Below are 18,743 nucleotides of genomic sequence, written 5' to 3' on the forward strand. Positions count from 1 at the left end.
CCACCGGAGCACAGGCAAGGATGCAGAATCGAAAATCGGCAAAACTGCTCGTAAGAAGCAACATTGTCGGTGCACTTGCCGATCCGGCATCCCGTCCGATAACTTGGACATGTGTCCAGTGATGCTGTTGCCGCGCTCACACCCGAGTCCGGGCACCCGCCTCGAAACCGGCGGCAGGAGGAGACGTTCCGCAAGGTGCTCGCCGCCGGACTGGAGATGCTGCGCGAATCGTCCTACGCCGATCTGACCGTGCGCGCGGTCGCGGCACGGGCCAAGGTCGCTCCGGCGACGGCCTACACGTACTTCTCGTCGAAGAACCATCTGATCGCCGAGATCTACCTGAACCTGATGCAGCAGGTCGACTACTTCACCGACGTCAACGACAGCACCGTGACCCGCGTGGAGAAGACCCTGCGCAGCATGGCGTTGATGGTCGCCGACGAACCGGAGGTGGCCGCCGCGTGCACGACGGCGCTGCTGTCCGGCAACGACGCGACGGTGCGCTCCGTCCGTGAGCGCATCGGCGGCGAGATCCACCGGCGGATCCGGGCCGCCGTGGGACCCGACCCCGATCCGCGGACGCTGGCCGCCCTGGAGATGACGTTCTTCGGCGCGCTGGTCAACGCGGGCAGCGGCGCCTTCACCTATCACCAGATCGCCGACCGGCTCAGCTATGTCGTCGGCCTCATCGTCGGAGACGATCAATGACAATCAGCGCAGTGACGCTCGATCCCTACAACTACGACTTCCACGAAGACCCGTATCCGTACTACCAGCGCCTGCGCGATGAGGCGCCGCTGTACCGCAACGACGAACTCGGCTTCTGGGCGCTGTCGCGGCATGCCGATGTGCTGAAGGGCTTCCGCAACAGCACCACGCTGTCGAACAAGTTCGGCGTCTCGCTGGATCCGGCGTCACGCGGGCCGCACGCGTCCAAGACGATGTCGTTCCTCGCGATGGACGATCCCGATCATCTGCGGCTGCGCACACTGGTGTCGAAGGGGTTCACCCCCAGGCGCATCCGCGAGCTGGAGCCGCGTGTCACCGAGATCGCCAACCAGCACCTCGATTCCATGCTGGAGGCGGCGGCCTCGGGTGCCACCGTCGACTACGTCGACGAGTTCGCCGGCAAGCTGCCCATGGACGTGATCTCCGAACTGATGGGCGTCCCGAACGCCGACCGCGCCCAGGTACGCGCCTGGGCCGATGCGGTGATGCACCGCGAGGACGGCGTCACCGACGTGCCGGACTCGGCCATCGAGGCATCGCTGAACCTGATCGTCTACTACCAGGAAATGGTCAAGCAGCGACGCACAGCACTGACCGATGACCTGACGTCGGCACTGCTCGAAGCCGAGATCGACGGTGACCGGTTGACCGACGACGAGATCATCGGCTTCATGTTCCTGATGGTGATCGCCGGGAACGAGACGACCACCAAACTGCTTGCCAACGCGGCGTTCTGGGGCCATCGCAACCCCGATCAGCTCGGACCGGTCTTCGACGATCACGAGCGGATTCCGCTGTGGGTCGAGGAGACGTTGCGCTATGACACGTCCAGCCAGATCCTCGCCCGCACGGTCGTCGGCGAACTGGAGCTCTACGACACCGTGCTGCCCGACGGGGATGTGGTGCTGCTGCTCCCCGGGTCGGCGCACCGCGACGAGCGGGTGTTCCAGAATCCCGACGACTTCGTCATCGGTCGGGAGATCGGTTCCAAGCTGATGAGTTTCGGTAGTGGTGCCCACTTCTGTCTCGGCGCCCACCTGGCGCGCATGGAGGCCCGGGTGGCTCTGGCCGAGTTGTTCAAGCGAATCCGCGGATACGAGGTCGACGAGGACAACGCCGTCCGCGTCCACTCGAGCAATGTCCGCGGGTTCGCTCATCTTCCAATGTCGGTGTCCCACCGCTGAAAGGCCCTCTGAATGCCACGTTTCGATCCTCTCCCCGACCGTCGCCCCGCACTGGTCGCCGGCGCCTCCTCCGGGATCGGTGAGGCGACCGCGATCAGACTGGCCGCCAACGGTTTTCCTGTGGCTCTCGGCGCCCGACGGGTCGAGAAGCTCGAGGAGATCGTCGGCAAGATCCGCGCCGACGGTGGTGAGGCGATCGCGGTGCACCTCGACGTGACCGACCCGGATTCCGTCAAGGCCGCCGTCGAACAGACCACCTCGCAACTCGGTGACATCGAGGTGCTCGTCGCCGGTGCGGGCGACACCTACTTCGGCAAGCTCGACTCGATCAGCACCGAGCAGTTCGAATCGCAGATCCAGATCCATCTGATCGGGGCCAACCGGGTCGCGACCGCGGTGCTGCCCGGCATGATCGAGCGCCGCCGGGGCGATCTGATCTTCGTCGGATCCGACGTGGCACTGCGGCAACGGCCGCACATGGGTGCGTATGGGGCGGCCAAGGCGGCGCTGGTCGCGATGGTCACCAACTACCAGATGGAGCTCGAAGGCACCGGCGTGCGCGCGTCGATCGTGCATCCCGGCCCCACCAAGACCTCGATGGGTTGGAGTCTGCCCGCGGACTTGATCGGGCCGGCGTTGGAGGACTGGGCCAAATGGGGTCAGGCTCGCCACGACTACTTCCTGCGCGCCGACGACCTCGCCAGGGCCATCACCTTCGTCGCCGAGACGCCGCGCGGCGGATTCATCGCGAACATGGAGTTGCAGCCCGAGGCGCCGCTGTCGGAGGCCAAAGACCGCCAGAAGCTCGCACTCGGTGAAGAAGGGATGCCGTCATGACGCCGCGACACGACGATGCGCCGCGAGGAACGAGCAGGCGAGGAGAAGTGAGCAAATGACGACAGCGATCGTGCCCAGGGTCTCCGGCGGGGAGGACGACGAGCACGGCCACCTCGAAGAGTTCCGCACCGACCCGATCGGTCTGATGAAGCGAATCCGCGAGGAGTGCGGGGACGTCGGCTGGTTCCAGCTCGCCGACAAGCAGGTCGTGATGCTGTCGGGCGCGGAGGCCAACGAGTTCTTCTTCCGCTCCACCGACAGCGAGCTCAACCAGGCCGAGGCCTACCCGTTCATGACGCCGATCTTCGGCGAGGGCGTGGTCTTCGACGCCGACCCGGAACGTCGCGCCGAGATGCTGCACAACACCGCCCTGCGGGGTGAGCAGATGAAGGGGCACGCCGCCACCATCGAGAACGAAGTCCGCCGGATGATCGAGAACTGGGGTGAACAGGGCGAGATCGAGCTGCTGGACTTCTTCTCCGAGCTGACCATCTACACCTCGACGGCGTGTCTGATCGGGTTGAAGTTCCGCAACCAACTCGATTCCCGGTTCGCCGAGTACTACCACCTGTTGGAACGCGGCACCGACCCGCTCTGCTACGTCGACCCCTACCTGCCCATCGAGAGCTTCCGCATTCGCGACGAGGCCCGCGCCAACCTCGTCGAGCTCGTGCAAGAGGTGATGAACGGACGGATCGCCAACCCGCCGACCGACAAGAGTGACCGTGATCTGCTCGACGTGCTGGTCTCGATCAAGGACGAGGACGGCAACCCGCGGTTCTCGGCCAACGAGGTCACCGGCATGTTCATCTCGCTGATGTTCGCCGGCCACCACACCAGCTCGGGCACGTCGAGCTGGACGCTGATCGAACTGCTGCGCCATCCCGAGTACTACGCCCAGGTGCAGCAGGAGCTCGACGACCTCTACGCCGACGGCCAGGAGGTGAGTTTCCATGCGCTGCGCCAGATCCCGAAGATCGACAACGCACTCAAGGAGACCTTGCGACTGCACCCGCCGCTGATCATCCTGATGCGGGTCGCCCAGGACGAGTTCGAGGTGGCCGGCTACCCCATCCACAAGGGTCAGATGGTCGCCGCATCGCCGGCGATCTCCAATCGCATCCCCGAGGACTTCCCGTACCCCGACGCCTTCGACCCCGACCGGTACGAGAAGCCGCGTCAGGAAGACCTGATCAACCGGTGGACGTGGATCCCGTTCGGGGCGGGAAAGCACCGGTGCGTCGGTGCGGCGTTCGCCCAGATGCAGATCAAGGCCATCTTCTCGGTGCTGTTGCGCGAGTACGAGTTCGAGATGGCACAACCGGCGGAGAGCTATCAGAACGACCACTCCAAGATGGTCGTGCAACTGGCGCGTCCGGCGAAGGTGCGCTACCGCAGGCGCGTCAAGGACTGACGGGGACCGCTGAAATGGGTTGTTACCGCGTGGAGCTCGACGAGGATCTGTGCCAGGGGCATGCCATGTGCGAGCTGGAGGCCCCTGACGTCTTCCGGGTGCCCAAGCGTGGTGTCGTCGAGATCCTCGATTCCGAACCCCCTGACGAACTGCGCGAAGCCGTCGAAATGGCCGTCGAGATGTGCCCGACCCGGGCGCTGACCATTACAGAAAAGGAATAGTCATGGCGTCACGTGAGCAATTGGAAGACTGGGTGCAGCGCTGGCTGAAGGCCAACCAGGACGCCGAGAAGGCCGGCGACTGGAAGCCGCTCGCGGAGTTCTACACCGACGATGCGACCTACGGCTGGAACATCGGCCCCAAGGAAGACGTCATGTGCGTCGGCAAGACCGAGATCCGCGACATCGCCCTGGGGCTGGAGATGGAGGGCCTGGAGAACTGGGTCTACGAATACCAGCGCACGCTGATCGACGAGAAGCAGAACGAGATCGTCGGCTTCTGGAAGCAGGTTGCCAACCGGACCGACGGCACACAGACCGAGATCTACGGCATCGGCGGCAGCTGGTTCCGCCTCAACGATCAGCTGTTGATCGAGTGGCAGCGCGACTTCTTCGACTTCGGCCACGTCGTGAAGGGTTACGCGAAGCTGATCGAGTCGGGCGACCTGACCCCGACCATGCAGAAGCGCATCGAGCGGTCGCTGTCGGGTGAGCGGCTGCCCGGCTACTACCCGATCGGAGAGGCGCCCGCTCCCATTTGGTGAGCTCACCACCAAGCGGTTGCTTGGGGGCGTTGTGATGTGGCTAACTAGAGCCTCTAGTCTTGAGTCAGTAGCTCTATGGATGAAGCACGGAAGCAGGAGAGATGAAGACCAAAGGCGCCCTGATCTGGGAATTCAATCAGCCATGGTCGATCGAGGAGATCGAGATCGGCGACCCCGTCAAGGACGAGGTCAAGATCCAGATGGAAGCGTCGGGCATGTGCCATTCCGACCACCACCTGGTGACCGGCGACATCCCGATGGCCGGCTTCCCGGTCCTCGGCGGCCACGAGGGCGCCGGCATCGTGACCGAGGTCGGCCCGGGAGTCGAGGGGCTCGAACCCGGCGATCACGTCGTGCTGTCCTTCATCCCGTCCTGTGGCGCGTGCCCGTCCTGCCAGGCTGGTCTGCGCAACCTGTGTGACCTCGGCGCGATGCTGCTGCAGGGCACCGCCGTCTCCGACAACACCCACCGCATCCACGCCGCCGACGGCACCCCGGTCATCCCGATGACCCTGCTGGGTACCTTCAGCCCGTACATGGTCGTGCACAAGAGCTCGGTCGTGAAGATCGATCCGTCCATCCCGTTCGAGGTGGCCTGCCTCGTGGGTTGCGGTGTGACCACCGGCTACGGCTCGGCGGTGCGCAGCGCCGACGTGCGTCCCGGCGACGACGTCGTCATCGCCGGCATCGGCGGTGTCGGCATGGGTGCGCTGCAGGGTGCACTCAACGCAGGCGCCCGCAACATCTTCGCGATCGACCCCGTCGAGTGGAAGCGCGACCAGGCCCTGAAGTTCGGCGCCACCCACGCCTACCCCGACATCTTCAGCGCCATGGCCGGCGTCGCCGAGCTCACGCAGGGCCGGATGGCCGCCAAGACCATCATCACCACCGGTGAGCTGCACGGCGAGGAGATCGACAACTACCTCAACATCACCTCCAAGGGTGGGACGTGCGTGGTGACCGCGGTCGCCAACATGGCCAAATCCGATGTGACGCTGAACCTGTCGATGCTGACCCTGCTGCAGAAGAACCTGCAGGGCACCATCTTCGGCGGCGGCAACCCGCACCACGACATCCCACAGCTGCTGTCGATGTACAAGGCCGGCCGCCTCAACCTCGACGACATGGTCACCCGGCAGTACAAGCTGGAGCAGATCAACGACGGCTACAAGGACATGCTGGAAGGCAAGAACATCCGCGGCGTCATCCGCTACACCGACGCCGACCGGTAACCCCAGACCCTTTCCGCCGAAATTGCATTCCAGCAGACGAAGTTCGAGTAAAGCCCTGCTGGAATGCAATTTCGGCGGAGGTCGGACCGAAGGAGTCAGATGACCGAGACGGCAGAAGACCTGTCACCGGTGGTCGCGGCGTCGCGCAACTCGTGGCGCTGCGTGCAGACCGGGGACCGCGAGGGCTGGCTGGCCCTGATGTCCGACGACATCGTCGTCGAGGATCCGATCGGAGAGGCCGTCACCAACCCCGACGGCACCGGCGTGCGCGGCAAGGCGGCCCTCGCCGCGTTCTACGACACCAACATCGGTCCCAACACGCTGCGCGTCACGTGCGAGGAGACGTTCCCGTCCAGCAGCCCGACCGAGATCGCCTACATCCTGGTGCTGGAGACCACCTTCCCGAACGGTTTCGTGGCCACGGTCCGCGGTGTGTTCACCTACCGCGTCGACGACGCCGGGCTGATCACCAACCTGCGCGGCTACTGGAACATGGATGCGATGACATTCTCCGAGGCGGAGAAGGCGGATTAGCCGTCCGCTTGCCGGCCGCGCCGCAGTCGTCGTCGGCGGTACGCGCGGAGTCGGCCTGGCGGTCGCCGAACTGCTCACCACTCTCGGTGCGCGGGTCGTGGTCAACGGCCGCGACCCTGATGCCGCACACGAAGCGGCACAACGCATTCCGGGTGCCCTCGCGCACCCGGGTTCCCCCGCCGACCCGGCGGTCGCCGACGCCCTGATCGACACCTGCGTGCGCGAGTTCGGCCGCATCGACATCCTGATCAACTGTGCGGGCACCGCCGAACCCCAGGGATCGTCGATTCTGAACGTCACGAGCGCGCAGTTCCGGGAGCTGCTGGACGCGCACCTGGGAACCACGTTCGAGACCTGCCGCGCCGCAGCGCCTGTGATGGTGGCCCAGGGTGGCGGCGCCATCGTGAACACCGGCTCGTTCGCGTTCCTCGGCGACTACGGCGGCACCGGCTACCCGGCCGGCAAAGGCGCGGTCAACTCGCTGACACTGGCGATCGCCGCCGAACTCGCCGAGCACGGAGTGCGCGCGAACGTGGTGTGCCCGGGCGCGAAGACACGCCTGTCGACAGGGCCGGAGTACGAATCGCACATCACCGAACTGAACCGGCGGGGCCTGCTCGACGACGTCAGCTTCCAGGGCGCTCTCGACGCCGCGCCGCCGGAATACGTCGCACCCACCTATGCGTACCTGGCGTCAGATCTCGCCACGCAGGTGACGGGCCAGATCTTCATCGCCGCAGGCGGTTTCGTCGGCCGCTTCGAGCGGCAGACGCCGTCGCTCGTGGCCTACCGCGGGCACGACGACGAGCCGCCGTGGACCTTCGAGGAGATCGCCGCGCAGGTCCGCTAGTCAGCGCACCTGCGGTCTGATCTCCTCGATCACCCACTGCGCGTAGTCGAGGTACTCCTCGACGCCTCTGACCTTCGGGATCGGCACCGCGCTGACCGTGACGCCCTGCTCCCCCAGCCAGTTCAGCTTGTCGACGATCTCGGCGGCACTCATCCCGGGGCGGGCGTGCGGATCCTTCTGTGCGACATGGCCTTCACCCACCCGGTTGGTGCCCAGCCCGTGCACGACGTCGAACGGCCGGCCGTCATACCCGTCCTGCGACTTGATGAACTCCACCCGCTCGGCGATCTTCTCCGGTGGTGTCAGGAACGACCACCACCCGGACGCGTACTTGGCCGCGCGACGCAGCGCCGCATCGGCGTCACCGCCGATCCAGATCGGCAGGTGCGGCCTCTGCACGGGTTTCGGCTCGAACGCGATCTCGTCGAACGACACGTACCGGCCGTCGAAGCTCGGCGAGTCGCTGGTCCACAACTCCACGATGGCCGCGAGATACTCGTCGGCGATGCGGCCGCGCTCGCGGAACGGCACACCGAGTGCGTCGAATTCGCCCTTCAGCCATCCGACCCCGAACGTGACCATCATGCGGCCGCCGCTCATCCAGTCCGCGGTCGCCAGGGCCTTGGCCAGCACGATCGGATGCTGCAACGGCAGCACGGTGATACACGAGTTCAGCCGGATCCTGTCGGTGGCCCCGGCGAGATACGCCTGCGCCACCGTGGACTGAAGATAGTGCGGGCCCGACAACTCGAGGTGCTCGGTCGGGATCACGAAATGCTCTGGAACGGCGATCATGTCGTAGCCCCACGCGTCCGCGCACCTGGCCATCCGCGTCTGGTCGGCACCCGTCACCGATGCCTCCCACGGCTGGGACATCGCCGGCAGGCGCAGCATGTGTGGCAGCGGGAAGACGAACTGCATCAGCGGGCTACTTCAGCATGCTGCCGGCGTCGACGGTGACGGGCAGACCGGTGATGTACCGGGCCTCGTCGGAGGCAAGGAACAGCACCGCGTTGCTGATGTCGCGCGGCTCGACCCAGCCGACAGGAAGCACGTGCATGAACTGGGCGGCGACGGCGAGATCGTCGGGGCCCGGGTTCTCCAGGTCGGGCCGGAACAGCTTCATGGTCCCCTCGTTCATGAACAGCGGAGTGTTCACGTTGGTCGGGCACACCGCGTTGACACGGATCGAATGCTGCCCCAGTTCGACGGCGAAGGTCCGCATCAGGCCGATCACGCCGTGCTTGGCGGCGATGTAGTGACCGGTGTGCGGGTACGGCTTGAGCCCGCCCACCGAACTGGTCAGGATGATCGATCCACCGTTGCCGCCGGCAAGCAGGTGCGGCACAGCGGCTTTCACCGACTTCCAGACACCGGAGAGGTTGACGTCGATCATGTCGTTCCAGTCTTCTTCGCTGGTGTGGTCCAGCGTCTGACCGCCGTTGCCGATTCCGGCGTTCGCGACGACGATGTCCAGTCGGCCCAACTGCTCGACGCCCGAGTCGACAGCTGCCTTGACGGCGGCGAAGTCGCGGACATCCACCTGCTCAGAGACGATGCGGCGCCCGGTGCCCTTGACGAGGTCGACCGTCTGCGCCAGATCGTCGGGTGTCGCAGGCGGGATGTCGGTGTGGGTACTGATCGGCCCACAGACGTCGATCGCGATGATGTCGGCGCCCTCTTCGGCCAGTCGCACCGCGTGACTGCGGCCCTGCCCGCGCGCGGCGCCCGTGATGAACGCGACTTTACCTTCGACCCGACCGCCCATGTGGCACCTCAATCCAACCCGATAGTCAACTTTTGTCGATCGATCAGGAGCGTGACACCGATCACCCGAACTGTCAACCACCGGGTTCCGCGGCCAGCAGTGCGAGCTGCCGATCCACCCAGGCCCGCATCTCCTCGTGCCCGAGCGTCACACCGACGGCGTCCTCGTTGCACAGACTGCGTGCGATCTGGGCGATCAGCATCGAGACCACCACCGGCGGATGTTCCTGTAGATCAACACCGTTGGCCCGCAGCGCGACGGTGACGGCGGCCGTCTCGATGTCGCGCACCCGCTCGGCGTACGCCTTCAACTCCACCCGGATCGCCTTGCGATGGTTGGCCAGCGCCATGAACTCGGCGTTCAGGCCGGTCCTACCGGCCTCGCTGTTGATCAGCCAGAGCGCGCGCAACGGGTCGTCGTTGGTCAGTGCCGCCCGCATGTGTTCCAGCGAGCTTTCGCCGCCGACGCGCAACACCTCGACGAAAAGGTCGTCCATGGTCGGGAAGTAGTAGTAAACCAGAGCCTGTTTGACGCCGGCCTCGGCGGCGACCCGTCGTGACGTCGCGGCCGCATATCCCTCGTCGCGCATGACTTTCGCGGTCGCCTCGATCAGACGGCCGCGGGCATCGGCAGGGCGCGACTTCGCCGCCGCCGGCATCAGCGGCCACCCGGGCGCGCAGTGCTTGACCGTGCCTCGAGCGCCATGGTAAGCATGGCGCATTCTAGCAGTCTGATCGATCGATCAGGCAAGCGAAAGGATGGCTGCGCCGATGACCGACCTCGCCACGGTGGACTTCTTCTCCGACTACGCGATCAGCCAGGATCCGTACGCGTACTGGGATTTCCTGCGCGAGCAGAGCCCGGTGTACCGCGAACCGCACTACGGCGTCGTCGCCGTCACCGGATACAAGGAGGTCCTCGCGGCGTTCAAGGACCACGACTCGTTCTCGGCGGTGAATGCCATCGGCGGTCCGTTCCCGCCGCTGCCGTTCACCCCGGAGGGAGACGACATCACCGAACAGATCGAGGCGCACCGCCACCTGTTCCCGATATACGAGCACATGGTGGTGATGGATCCGCCCGCGCACGAGCGGGCCCGCTCACTGCTGAACAAACTGCTGACACCTCGTCGCCTCAAGGAGAACGAGGACTACATGTGGCGGCTCGTCGACAGCCAGATCGACCAGGTCATCGACAAGGGACGCTGCGAGTTCCTCACCGAGTACGCCAAACCCTTTGCCACGTCGGCCATCATCGATCTGCTCGGGGTGCCCGAGGAGGACCGGCCCGAGTTCCTCGCGGCGCTCGGTGCCGAACAGCCGGACGGCGCCAGGGTCGGGGCCCTGGACGGGGAACCCGTCGGGCTCGACCCGCTGCAGTACCTCGACGACAAGTTTCTCGGCTACCTCACCGAACGCCGCCGCGAACCCCGCGGCGATGTCCTCTCGGGGATGGCCACGGCGGTGTACCCCGACGGGTCGACACCGGAGCTGATCGAGGTCGTCAAGCCGGCCACGTTCCTGTTCGCCGCCGGGCAGGAGACCGTCACCAAGCTGCTCAGCGCCGCGATCAAGACTCTCGGCGAGTACCCCGAATACCAGCAACTTCTCCGCGAGCACCCCGACCGCATCCCGGCGTTCATCGAGGAGTCCCTGCGGATGCACTCGCCGACCAAGATCGACTTCCGGTTGGTCCGCAAGACGACGACCCTGGGCGGCATGCACCTGAAGGCGGGCACCATCGTGATGCTGTGTCTCGGTGCGGCCAACCGGGATCCGGCCAAGTTCGACGATCCGCACGAGTTCCGTCCGGACCGCAAGAACGTCCGGGAGCACATCGCGTTCGGCCGCGGCATCCACACCTGTGCCGGCGCCCCTCTCGCCCGGGTCGAGGGACAGATCACCGTGCGCCGGTGGCTGGACCGGACCAGCGAGATCCGACTCGACGAGGCGGTGCACGGGCCCGCCGGCGACCACCGGTTCTCCTACGACCCCACCTTCTTGTTACGCGGGCTCTCGGAGCTTCGGATCGAATACACTGCCGCCTCATGACATCCCGACGGGTACTGATCACCGGTGCAGGCCAGGGGGTCGGGCGCGGGCTGGCGTCCGCGTTCGCGGACTCGGGCGCCGAGGTGCTGGTCAACGACCTTCATCTGGAGCGCTGTCAGCAGGTCGCCGACGAGATCCGCGCCGCCGGCGGCACAGCGGTCCCCACCCCGTTCGACGTCTGCGACTACGAGTCCGTGGTGGCGGCCGTGACCGAGCACGGCCCGGTCGATGTGCTCGTCAACAATGCGGGCAACGCCGGTGCCGACGGGTTCGGCAACCGGGCCAAGTTCGCCGACACCGCACCGGCGGACTGGGAACCGTTCCTGCGCGTCAACCTCTACGGCGTACTGCACTGCACCAGAGCGGTGCTGCCCGCGATGATCACCAACACGTGGGGGCGCATCCTGACGATCGTCTCCGACGCGGGACGCACCGGGGACCCGGGCGGCGCTGTCTACGGCGCGTCGAAGGCCGCAGCCGCCGGGCTGACGAGGTCCGTGGCGCTGGAGAACGGGCGGTTCAACATCACTGCCAACAACATCTCGCTGGGGACGATGCGCACCCCGATGACCGAGCCGCTGTGGGCTGATCCGGCGAATTCCCCTCAGACCAAAGAGATCCTGCGCAACTACGCCATCCGGCGTCCCGGCGTACCCGAGGACATCACCGAGCTGGCGCTCCTGCTGGCGGGCGAGCACGGGTCCTGGATCACCGGCCAGACCATCTGCGTCAACGGCGGGTACTCATTCGGGCTGTGACAGCTCGTGGTCGCGGTACTGCTCGCGCAGCGTGATCTTGAGTACCTTCCCGGTCGCGGTGTGGGGGAGCTCGTCGACGAAGACCACGTCGTCGGGCAACCACCACCTGACGACCCGCTCCGCCAGGAACTCCAGGATGTCCTCGCGAGTTGCACTGTGCCCCTTGCGTAGTACCGCCACGAGGAGGGGCCGCTCCTGCCACTTGGGGTGCGGTACGCCGATCACCGCGGCCTCGGCGATCGCGGGATGCCCCATCGCCGCGTTCTCCAGGTCGATGGAGCTGACCCATTCCCCTCCGGACTTGATGACGTCCTTGGTGCGATCCACCAGCTGCAGATAACCGTCCGGGTCGATCGTCGCGACGTCACCGGTCGGGAAGAAGCCCTCACCGTCGAGCTTGTCGCCACCCTCACCGCGGTAGTACCCGCTGGCGATCCACGGCCCACGCACCCAGACCTCGCCGAAAGCCTTACCGTCCCAGGGTAACCGATTGCCGTCATCATCGACGATCTTGATCTCGACACCCCAGATGCCGCGGCCCTGCTTGAGTCTGAGAGACCGCCGGTCGGCGGGGTCGAGTGCGTCGTGTTTGGGCAGCGGACGTCCCACCACGCACAGCGGACTCGTCTCCGTCATTCCCCAGCCCTGATACGCCTCGGCACCGAAGTCCTTCTCGAAGCGCTCGATCATCGACAGCGGCAGCGCGGCGCCGCCGGTGCCCGCGTACCTCAGACCCAGCTCGTGAGCGTCGATCTCGGGATGCTCGTCGAGGTAGGCGAACAGCATCATCCACACCGTCGGCACACCCTGGGACTGGTTGACCCCTTCGGCCTTCATCAACTGATACACCGATTCCCCGTCGAGATGCGGGCCCGGCATCACGAGCTTCGCGCCGACCATCGCCGCGGTGTACGGACTGCCCCACGCGTTGGCGTGGAACATGGGCACCACCAACAGGATCACCGAGCCACTGTGGATGTCGATGGTGTCCCTGGCCGCCGCCATCAGCGTGTGCAGCATCGTCGAACGGTGGGAGTACAGAACACCTTTCGGGTTGCCTGTGGTCCCGGAGGTGTAGCACAGCGACGAGGCGCTGCATTCGTCGAACTCGGGCCACTCGTAGTGGGTGGACTGCCGGCCGATCACGTCCTCCCAGCACAGCAGCCGGTCAGCGGGAATGCCCGAGACGTCGGGCATGTGCTCGCGGTCGGTCATCGCGACGAAGTACTCGACGCTGTCGAAGGATGAGGCCAGGCCGCTGACCAAGGGGGCGAAGGTGATGTCGAAGAACAGCACCCGGTCTTCGGCGTGGTTGACGATGTAGCTGATCTGCTCGGGAAACAGTCGCGGATTCACGGTGTGCATCACCGCGCCCGTCCCCGAGACGCCGAAGTACAGCGCGAGGTGCCGATCGCTGTTCCAGGCCAGCGTCGCGACCCGGTCGCCGTGCCGGACGCCGAGTTCTGCGAGCGCGTTGGCGACCTGTTTGGCGCGCTCGCCTATCTCACGCCAGGTGGTGCGGCGCACCGGCCCCTCGGGTAGTCGGGAGACGATCTCGGTGTCACCGTGGAATGCGGCGGCGTGTTCGATCAGCGACGAGATCATCAGCGGCCGGTCCTGCATCAAACCCAGCATGCGGCAAGGCTAGAGCGGATCCGGCGCGAAAGGTGACGCTTACCGTCGTTTCCCACGCCCGACTCGCACCGCCCCGGTACCGTCGCGGGCAGCGACAGGAGACGAATATGAGGCGCTGCATCGCTGCCGCAGTGACTGCCCTGGCATTGCCGCTCGGCCTGATCGCCGCCGCCCCGACGGCCGCGGCCGGTTGCCTGTACGGCGGGCCCGTCATGGGAAAGTGCGACGGCCCGGTACTGGCCGACGGGAACTGGGAGCGGTGCGTGACCGTCGCCCAGTATGTTCCGTCCGGCTTCAGCTCACACCTCGTCCCCGTCAAACGGTGCATGCTCATGGGACCCGCACTGCCGCCTGCCGACCCGAACTTCGCCGACCCTCCGATGCACATCGACGGCTGACACGTCACAAGTTAGCGTGAGCGCCATGGCGACCATCTTCACCAAGATCATCAACGGCGAGATCCCCGGCAGATTCGTCTACTCCGACGACGAGATCGTCGCGTTCCTGACGATCGAGCCGATGACCCAGGGACACACGCTGGTCGTCCCGCGCGCCGAGATCGACAACTGGCAGGACATCGAACCGGCGGTGTTCGGCCGGGTGATGGAGGTGGCCCAGCTGATCGGCAAGGCCGTCTGCAAGGCCTTCGACACCGAACGTTCGGGGGTCATCATCGCCGGGCTGGAGGTGCCGCACCTGCACGTGCACGTCTTCCCGGCGCGCGAGCTGTCGGACTTCGGCTTCGCCCACGTCGACCGGAACCCGTCGCCCGAGTCGCTGGACGAGGCGCAGTCCAAGATCAAGGAGGCGTTGGCGCAGTTGCGCTGACCGGCACGTCGGTCTGCTCCCCGCGCGATTCCTCGCCGGCGTGCTCGGGGGCCGCCATCTGCTGCTCGCGCAAGCGCTCGTCGGTACCTGTCTGCTCCTCGCGCAAGCGCTCGTCGGTAATGCGGGGCAGACGCACCGTGAAGCGGCACCCGCACCCCGGCGCCGTCGTGACGCTGACCCTGCCGCCGTGCGCGTACACCAGAGAATCGACGATCGACAGGCCCAGCCCGGTGCCGCCGCTGGCCCGCGCCCGTGACGAATCGGCCCGATAGAACCGCTCGAACACCCGCTGGGCGTCCTCGCCGGTCATGCCCGGCCCTTCGTCGCAGACCTCGACGATCGCGGTGTCGTCGGCGGTGCCGACCCGCACGGTGACCCCCGCCGACTCCGGGGTGTGCTGCAGCGCGTTGGCCACGAGGTTCGACAGCACCTGACGAAGACGTGCCTCGTCCCCGAGTACCTCCGGGGTGCCGGGTCCGTCGAAGACCTCCATCCGGACCCTGCGCTTCGGCGCGATCGACTGCGCGTCGTGCACCGTGTCGCTGGCGAGCGCCAGCAGGTCGACCCGGCGATGCTCGAGGGGCCGTTGGGCGTCGAGTCGTGCGAGCAGCAGCAGATCCTCGACGAGCAGGCCCATGCGGCGGGATTCGCTCTCGATCCGTCCCATCAGCATCTCGACGTCGCGGGCGGCGCCCTGGCGGTACAGCTCGGCGAAGCCGCGGATCGTGGTCAGCGGAGTGCGCAGCTCGTGACTGGCGTCGGTGATGAAGCGCCGCATCCTGTCCTCGGAGCTGCGCGCCTTCTCGGCCGAGGACTCCGAGAGCGCCATCGCGTGCTGAATCTGGGCGAGCATCCCGTTGAGCGCCAACGACAGTCGGCCCACCTCGGTGCGCGGATCACGCTCGGGGACGCGCCGATCGAGCTGCCCCGCCGCGATCGCGGCCGCGGTCTGTTCGACCTCCGACAGCGGTCGCAGACTTCGATGGACGACGGCGTAACCGGCGATGCCCAGCACCAACAACACGGCGGCGCCGATACCGACCTGGGTGTACACCAGCGAACGCATCGTCGACTTCACGTCCGACAGGTCGATGGCGACCGTGGTGAGCTCGCCGCGCAGCCCCCGCACCGTCATCGCGCGCCACTGCACGTCCGAATGATCGACCGAGCCGACGGTTCTCGGCTCGGGACCCACGTTGTTGTCGGCGGGCAGTTCCGGTTCGGCCTCGCGGTCGTTGATAAGCATCCAGACGTGCCCGTCCGGGTCGATGCCGCGGACGTAGAAGTCCGACGGCGGACGTGCCGGGTTCGGGTCGTCGACGGTGATGGTCGGAAGCCTTCGGGGGACCTGCGCCCAGCCACGGGACGCGTCGAGCAGGGTGTCGTCCACACGGTTCATCAAGCTGTGCTGCATGATCGTGGTGACCGCGATCCCCGATGCGAGCAGGCCACAGGCCACCAGCAGCAGAGTCGCCGCGACGAGAGCGACCCGCAGCGGCACTCCCCGTCTCAGATACCTTCGCCGGCCCGCCACATCACCATTGTTCAGGTTCGAAACATCATCGGGGCCCATGGCTCTTCGCGCAAGCGCTCATCGGGGCTCGCGGAGGACATAACCAACCCCACGCAGCGTGTGAAGCAGGCGCTTGTCACCGGTGTCGATCTTGCGGCGCAGGTAGGACACGTAGGACTCGACGACGTTCACGTCGCCTCCGAAGTCGTACCGCCAGACGTGGTCGAGGATCTTGGGCTTGGACAACACCGTGCCCGCGTTGATGATGAAGTACCGCAGAAGCGTGAACTCCGTCGGCGACAGCGACACCGGTTCGCCGGCCTTCCACACCTCGTGGGTGTCCTCGTCGAGTTCGATGTCGGCGAACGTCAGCCGGGAGGTGCGGGGTTCCTGGACGCGGCCGCCCGAGCGGCGCAGGATCACCCGCAGGCGCGCGACCACCTCTTCGAGGCTGAACGGTTTGGTGACGTAGTCGTCGCCTCCAAGGGTCAGGCCTGCAATCTTGTCCTGCAGCGAGTCCCGGGCGGTCAGGAACAGGGCGGGCGCGTCGATACCGTCGGCACGTAGGCGGCGCAGCAGGCCGAAGCCGTCCATGCCGGGCATCATGACGTCGAGAATGATCGCGTCCGGGCGCACTTCGCGGGCCTTGTCCAGCGCGGCGGGGCCGTTGGAGGCGGTGTGGACCTCGAATCCCTGAAATTTCAGGCTCACGGAAAGCAGTTCGACGATGTTGGCCTCGTCGTCGACCACGAGGACGCGAGCCTCGGGAACGTTCTCTGGTACGGGCATGGCCATGAAGGTTCATAATTCTCGGTCTGATTGGAAATAGGCTGCCCGATCGCTGTGCACTTCCTGTGAGTTTGCGGTTGCGGGCTCCATAGACTGGGCGAATGAACCTCGCGAAGTCCCTGACAGAGCTGGCGTTCGCACCGATGCGCGCTGGTCTGGCGGTTGCCGACGCGGGTATCGGGGTCGCCAGAAGTGGCATCGACATCGCCTCACGCGCGATGGGCGACAGCGCCAACGCCACCCAGACCCCGACGTCGTTCGCGTCGATGCTGGGTGTTCAGGACGCCGTCGAGCGCGCCAACCGGCTGGCCAAGCTCATGGACGAGGACCAGCCGTTGGGTCGCGCACTGGCGTCCGGCGGCCCGATCGACCGACTGCTGCAACCCGGCGGGGTCGTCGACCGGCTGACGGCGCCGGGCGGCGCGCTGGACAGGATGACCCAGGACGACGGCGGGTTGATGCGTGCCATCGAGCCCGGCGGTCTGGTCGACCAACTCCTCGCCGAGGACGGTCTGGTCGATCGGCTGCTCGCCGAGGACGGCGTCGCGGACCGGCTGTTCGCCGAAGGCGGGGTCGTCGACACGCTGACCGCGCGCAACGGCCCGCTCGAGCAGCTCGCGGCCGTCGCGGACACGCTGAACCGACTCGCTCCGGGCCTGGAAGCCCTCGAGCCGACCATCGAAGCGCTGCGCGACGCGGTGATCGTGCTGAGCCAGGTGGTCAACCCGTTGAGCAACATCGCCGATCGCATCCCGCTGCCCGGGCGCCGGATCCGTAACCGCCCGACGACCCGCCCGGTGCCCACGCAGCGGATCATCGAATCCGAGGAGTGACTCTCTTCAGTACGATTGGCCGTCGGCATAGCGTTGCCGGCGGTTGTAGCGACCCTTCCCCCAGTTTTTAGCTTTGTATGTCGGCAGCTGACTATCGCAGTTCGGACAGATCAGTCGCAGATTCTCGCGACGGTCGTTTTTCGGGTCCCCGTCGATGTGGTCGATGACCAGACCTAACGTCAGTCCGTTCCACAAGTTCTTCAGACCACAAATGGCGCAGCAACCGCCTTGTTGGTCGTTCAGGTAGACGCGGACGTAATGCCGCTGATGCGACATCCCTCCACGGCAGACGCCTGTCTCAAGCCAGGCTCCCAACAGCAGGCGGCGCTGATACGCCTGCTGACATGCGTTGCCGCAGAACACTTTCTGCTGACGCTTCTGAAGTTCGGCCCCACAACCGCGACACGCCCTTGCCACGCTCCCGACGCTAGCCCTGAGCACCGACACATCCCGGGTGAGCCAGGCGATAGAATTCGGGGCGTCCTCACGGACACGCCTCCTTAGCTCAGTGGTAGAGCGTTCGCCTTGTAAGCGGAATGTCATCGGTTCAATCCCGATAGGAGGCTCCACCTTCCGGCGAGAGCCGGTTGTCGGCTGTTGACCGTAGCGTCTCCAGCGTGAGTCAGTGTCGCGGTTGCGGTCGCCCACTCCTGAAGCGCAGCCAGAAGATCTACTGCAGCACGTCGTGCCAGGCGGCGGTCCGCCGCGACGCTGCCGTCAAGCGATGGCTGGAATCGGGGGACGCGTGGGTCGACACCCGAAGCGGACACTACATTCGCCAGTATCTGTCCGCGGCCCAAGCGGGACGTTGCGCGATCTGCGAGGGCGACGGCGTGTGGCTCAACCTTCCGCTGACTTTCGTCGTCGATCACATCGACGGCAACCCGTCGAACAATCGGCGGGAAAATCTCAGGCTCATCTGCCCCAATTGCGACTCGCAGCTCTCGACGTACAAGGGCCGCAACCGCGGCAGCGGCCGACACTCCCGCCGTCAGCGGTACGCCGACGGCCAGTCCTTCTGAGCC

The 18,743-nt window shown here is 66.2% G+C and carries 22 protein-coding genes and 1 tRNA gene; 16 read left to right on the forward strand and 7 right to left on the reverse strand.

The features are described 5' to 3' along the window. Positions 1–111: 111 nt before the first annotated feature. The 9 genes from DYE23_RS24095 (at position 112) to DYE23_RS24135 (ending at position 7,543) form a co-directional block, all read left to right on the forward strand. Positions 112–708, forward strand: coding sequence for a TetR/AcrR family transcriptional regulator (locus DYE23_RS24095; RefSeq protein WP_011892496.1), 597 nt, complete (start codon positions 112–114; stop codon positions 706–708). After that, positions 705–1,913 (forward strand): cytochrome P450, encoded by a 1,209-nt coding sequence (locus tag DYE23_RS24100; RefSeq protein ID WP_115328373.1) that lies wholly within the window; start codon positions 705–707, stop codon positions 1,911–1,913. The genes DYE23_RS24095 and DYE23_RS24100 overlap by 4 nt, the downstream gene beginning before the upstream one ends. Before the next feature lie 12 nt (positions 1,914–1,925). Beyond that, positions 1,926–2,750, forward strand: a complete 825-nt coding sequence (locus DYE23_RS24105; protein ID WP_013470793.1) for an SDR family oxidoreductase — start codon at positions 1,926–1,928, stop codon at positions 2,748–2,750. A 55-nt stretch (positions 2,751–2,805) separates the two neighbouring features. Continuing rightward, entirely contained in the window at positions 2,806–4,164 is a 1,359-nt protein-coding gene (locus DYE23_RS24110) for a lanosterol 14-alpha demethylase (RefSeq protein ID WP_013470792.1), read from the forward strand. 14 nt (positions 4,165–4,178) lie between these two features. Beyond that, complete coding sequence (locus tag DYE23_RS24115; RefSeq protein ID WP_013470791.1) at positions 4,179–4,385, forward strand: ferredoxin Fdx; 207 nt, start codon at positions 4,179–4,181, stop codon at positions 4,383–4,385. 2 nt (positions 4,386–4,387) lie between these two features. Further along, positions 4,388–4,927 carry a nuclear transport factor 2-like protein gene (locus DYE23_RS24120; protein ID WP_011892491.1) on the forward strand — a complete coding sequence of 180 codons (540 nt, stop codon included), beginning with the start codon at positions 4,388–4,390 and terminating at the stop codon, positions 4,925–4,927. 101 nt (positions 4,928–5,028) lie between these two features. After that, complete coding sequence (locus DYE23_RS24125) at positions 5,029–6,159, forward strand: NDMA-dependent alcohol dehydrogenase (protein ID WP_011892490.1); 1,131 nt, start codon at positions 5,029–5,031, stop codon at positions 6,157–6,159. 99 nt (positions 6,160–6,258) lie between these two features. Next, a complete protein-coding gene (locus tag DYE23_RS24130) occupies positions 6,259–6,693 on the forward strand; it encodes a nuclear transport factor 2 family protein (RefSeq protein WP_011892489.1) in 435 nt (144 codons plus the stop codon). Further along, a complete protein-coding gene (locus DYE23_RS24135; RefSeq protein WP_115328374.1) occupies positions 6,689–7,543 on the forward strand; it encodes an SDR family NAD(P)-dependent oxidoreductase in 855 nt (284 codons plus the stop codon). Before DYE23_RS24130 ends, DYE23_RS24135 begins: the two co-directional genes overlap by 5 nt. Here the strand turns inward: DYE23_RS24135 and DYE23_RS24140 are convergent, their stop codons facing one another. From DYE23_RS24140 to DYE23_RS24150, 3 genes are all read right to left on the reverse strand, one after another. After that, positions 7,544–8,464 (reverse strand): TIGR03619 family F420-dependent LLM class oxidoreductase, encoded by a 921-nt coding sequence (locus tag DYE23_RS24140; protein WP_115328375.1) that lies wholly within the window; start codon positions 8,462–8,464, stop codon positions 7,544–7,546. A 7-nt stretch (positions 8,465–8,471) separates the two neighbouring features. After that, positions 8,472–9,311, reverse strand: a complete 840-nt coding sequence (locus tag DYE23_RS24145; RefSeq protein ID WP_115328376.1) for a mycofactocin-coupled SDR family oxidoreductase — start codon at positions 9,309–9,311, stop codon at positions 8,472–8,474. Positions 9,312–9,384: 73 nt separating this feature from the next. Then, positions 9,385–9,969 (reverse strand): TetR/AcrR family transcriptional regulator, encoded by a 585-nt coding sequence (locus tag DYE23_RS24150; protein WP_011892485.1) that lies wholly within the window; start codon positions 9,967–9,969, stop codon positions 9,385–9,387. A 112-nt stretch (positions 9,970–10,081) separates the two neighbouring features. Here DYE23_RS24150 and DYE23_RS24155 point away from each other — a divergent pair, with 112 nt between their 5' ends. Together DYE23_RS24155 and DYE23_RS24160 are read left to right on the forward strand one after the other, a co-directional pair. Continuing rightward, a complete protein-coding gene (locus tag DYE23_RS24155) occupies positions 10,082–11,362 on the forward strand; it encodes a cytochrome P450 (protein ID WP_013470787.1) in 1,281 nt (426 codons plus the stop codon). Next, on the forward strand, positions 11,359–12,120 hold the full coding sequence (locus DYE23_RS24160) for an SDR family NAD(P)-dependent oxidoreductase (protein ID WP_011892483.1): 762 nt from the start codon (positions 11,359–11,361) through the stop codon (positions 12,118–12,120). The genes DYE23_RS24155 and DYE23_RS24160 overlap by 4 nt, the downstream gene beginning before the upstream one ends. On the opposite strand, the gene DYE23_RS24165 is transcribed toward DYE23_RS24160, so the two are convergent. Further along, on the reverse strand, positions 12,106–13,755 hold the full coding sequence (locus DYE23_RS24165) for a long-chain-fatty-acid--CoA ligase (RefSeq protein WP_115328377.1): 1,650 nt from the start codon (positions 13,753–13,755) through the stop codon (positions 12,106–12,108). The two genes, DYE23_RS24160 and DYE23_RS24165, sit on opposite strands and share 15 nt — an antisense overlap. A 107-nt stretch (positions 13,756–13,862) precedes the next feature. Here DYE23_RS24165 and DYE23_RS24170 point away from each other — a divergent pair, with 107 nt between their 5' ends. Both DYE23_RS24170 and DYE23_RS24175 read left to right on the forward strand, forming a co-directional pair. Continuing rightward, complete coding sequence (locus DYE23_RS24170) at positions 13,863–14,153, forward strand: CDGP domain-containing protein (protein WP_115328378.1); 291 nt, start codon at positions 13,863–13,865, stop codon at positions 14,151–14,153. A gap of 25 nt (positions 14,154–14,178) precedes the next feature. After that, positions 14,179–14,583, forward strand: a complete 405-nt coding sequence (locus tag DYE23_RS24175; RefSeq protein WP_011892480.1) for an HIT family protein — start codon at positions 14,179–14,181, stop codon at positions 14,581–14,583. On the opposite strand, the gene DYE23_RS24180 is transcribed toward DYE23_RS24175, so the two are convergent. Together DYE23_RS24180 and DYE23_RS24185 are read right to left on the reverse strand one after the other, a co-directional pair. After that, positions 14,555–16,156, reverse strand: a complete 1,602-nt coding sequence (locus DYE23_RS24180) for a sensor histidine kinase (protein ID WP_172527834.1) — start codon at positions 16,154–16,156, stop codon at positions 14,555–14,557. The two genes, DYE23_RS24175 and DYE23_RS24180, sit on opposite strands and share 29 nt — an antisense overlap. An 18-nt stretch (positions 16,157–16,174) precedes the next feature. Next, positions 16,175–16,891 (reverse strand): response regulator transcription factor, encoded by a 717-nt coding sequence (locus tag DYE23_RS24185; protein ID WP_011892478.1) that lies wholly within the window; start codon positions 16,889–16,891, stop codon positions 16,175–16,177. A 95-nt stretch (positions 16,892–16,986) separates the two neighbouring features. Here DYE23_RS24185 and DYE23_RS24190 point away from each other — a divergent pair, with 95 nt between their 5' ends. Beyond that, a complete protein-coding gene (locus tag DYE23_RS24190) occupies positions 16,987–17,718 on the forward strand; it encodes a hypothetical protein (RefSeq protein ID WP_011892477.1) in 732 nt (243 codons plus the stop codon). A gap of 6 nt (positions 17,719–17,724) precedes the next feature. Here DYE23_RS24190 and DYE23_RS24195 read toward each other — a convergent pair whose 3' ends face one another. After that, complete coding sequence (locus DYE23_RS24195; protein ID WP_013470783.1) at positions 17,725–18,135, reverse strand: HNH endonuclease; 411 nt, start codon at positions 18,133–18,135, stop codon at positions 17,725–17,727. Between the two features lie 77 nt (positions 18,136–18,212). Here DYE23_RS24195 and DYE23_RS24200 point away from each other — a divergent pair. Together DYE23_RS24200 and DYE23_RS24205 are read left to right on the forward strand one after the other, a co-directional pair. Further along, positions 18,213–18,287, forward strand: a tRNA-Thr gene (locus DYE23_RS24200). A gap of 48 nt (positions 18,288–18,335) precedes the next feature. Then, positions 18,336–18,740, forward strand: a complete 405-nt coding sequence (locus DYE23_RS24205; protein ID WP_011892475.1) for an HNH endonuclease — start codon at positions 18,336–18,338, stop codon at positions 18,738–18,740. Positions 18,741–18,743: the final 3 nt, after the last annotated feature.

Source organism: Mycolicibacterium gilvum, from assembly GCF_900454025.1.
In the GTDB taxonomy this organism is placed as follows: domain Bacteria; phylum Actinomycetota; class Actinomycetes; order Mycobacteriales; family Mycobacteriaceae; genus Mycobacterium; species Mycobacterium gilvum.